Annotated in this window: 2 protein-coding genes; both read right to left on the bottom strand. The window is 29.5% G+C overall.

The features are described 5' to 3' along the window. The coding region (locus tag ACH63V_RS17985; RefSeq protein WP_396464310.1) for an AzlC family ABC transporter permease at positions 1 to 570 on the bottom strand (570 nt) is incomplete at its 3' end. After that, the gene (locus ACH63V_RS17980) at positions 567 to 1649 is read right to left on the bottom strand and encodes a hypothetical protein (RefSeq protein WP_311086440.1); all 1083 of its coding nucleotides are present in this window, start codon (positions 1647 to 1649) and stop codon (positions 567 to 569) included. The genes ACH63V_RS17985 and ACH63V_RS17980, both read right to left, overlap by 4 nt. Between the last annotated feature and the right edge of the window lie 106 nt (positions 1650 to 1755).

The following is a 1755-nucleotide window of genomic DNA, read 5'->3' as shown; positions in this document are numbered from 1 at the left end:
AAATAGAACAAATATAACTTTAACATTCTTTTTCGTAGTTTTAAGTTTTATATTAATAAAGCTTAAAGTAAACAAAATTGCAGAAATAGGAAATGATACATTTAAATAACTTAATATATAATCAGGTATATATGACGATAATATCTGACCAGCTAGAGTAGATAGAACCCATGTAAAGAAAATATATAATCGGATTTTGAGATGATCATGATATGTGTCTGTGTATCTCTCAGTAGCAAAAGATTCATCAGAAAGTATATGGCAATAAACAATTTTTGAACTTAGTTTAATATCTTTTGGAGTACTTATTAATGTCATTGGAATATATCTAACATTCATACTTAATATAAGTAAAAATGCTGTTAAATATCCAATATCTACAAAGTTATTCTGATAAAAACTTAAGAGTGCAAACTGTCCACTCCCCGAAAATCCGAAAATACTTAATAATAGAACCTCATAATGATGAAGGTTCTGTTGGCCAGCGAGAATACCAAATAATAAACCGATAGGTGTTAATGCTAAGCAAACAGGTATACTTCTGCTTAGCAATGATGTATTAGTTATCATTCTATACAAGGGCATCCAATTGATTTATTTCGTAATATCTTTTTCCCTTCTTTTCCAATCAAGTATTCATTCTTATTATTTTTAACCACAGTATTTGGGCAAATTATATCTAAATGATATTGTGTATAGGGTGTTAAACCTAAACCAAAATGTATAGCACCATCAGTATTACCAAAGGTTTCATTCATAGCTTGGTTTCCATCGAGTATTTTATTATGTGTATTTACACCAAACCCAATTTCCCAAAGAATTCTATATCTGGAATCCACATTGAACATACTGTTTAACATATTTAGAGCATTTGGACATTTGCCAGTTGGGTCACTAAGAGCAGTGATAACACCATTTTCAACAGTAGCAATAATCGGGTTGTGTTTGATTTCTATAAGTTGATCAAATATTCTTTTTTGATCCTCTCGCAAGAAGCTAACAGTTCCATTATGTAAAATTGGAACTCCATGTAATGCAATTGTTCCATTAAAATCTAAACGTAAAGTTTCATCAAACTCTTGAATCCTCAAAGGTAAAACACTAATTTCCCCTGCAGGAGCTAATTGTTGTTCCCCATAACCCAAATGACCAGCTTGTTCACTCCATAGATAGCTTTCATCTAAATGATTAAATGTTGCTGACGTATTGTTCACGGGATCTACAAAGCTTAAAAAATCTGAATCTTCACCAATACTAAAGAATCTATCAGCAAATTCCTGTTGGCTGTCTGGATCAGTATTTTCAATTATTTCCATAAAATGCTTTATGGCATTTATATCCGTTGGAGTTGAATTGCATGCCATAGCAATCAACTTTCTTTTGCTTCCAATATGTTTCTGATCTGGTGATTGAAAAAAAACATCAGGAGAAATAACTAATACATGAGAATTCTCAGGTATTACATTTTCTAGTAAATTTTCAAATCTATCATTAGGTTTATATAAAATAATCTTACTTTCAATATAGTTAGAATCATCAGTGATTTTAATTTTATCTTCCAAAGATTCATTAGTTACTATACAGAAATAATCATTATTTGGATTATTAAAAGTTTTAATAAAGTTTGGACGAATGCTAATAACTTCCATAGCTATATTCCTTTAAATTATTATTTTTTATTAAGTTGAAAAAATAGTATGTCTATGGATATAGACATACTATTTTTATCGAAGATACTGTATTAACCTAGTAAAG

The organism is Acinetobacter sp. ABJ-A23_2, from assembly GCF_044538765.1.
Lineage (GTDB): Bacteria > Pseudomonadota > Gammaproteobacteria > Pseudomonadales > Moraxellaceae > Acinetobacter > Acinetobacter nosocomialis_A.
Note: the sequence above shows the minus strand (reverse complement) of the source record. Positions and strands in the feature narration are given on the sequence as shown.

Coding starts and splice junctions, on each gene's coding strand:
- ACH63V_RS17980 (WP_311086440.1), bottom strand. CDS start 1,649: ATGGAAGTTATTAGCATTCGTCCAAACTTTATTAAAACTTTTAATAAT.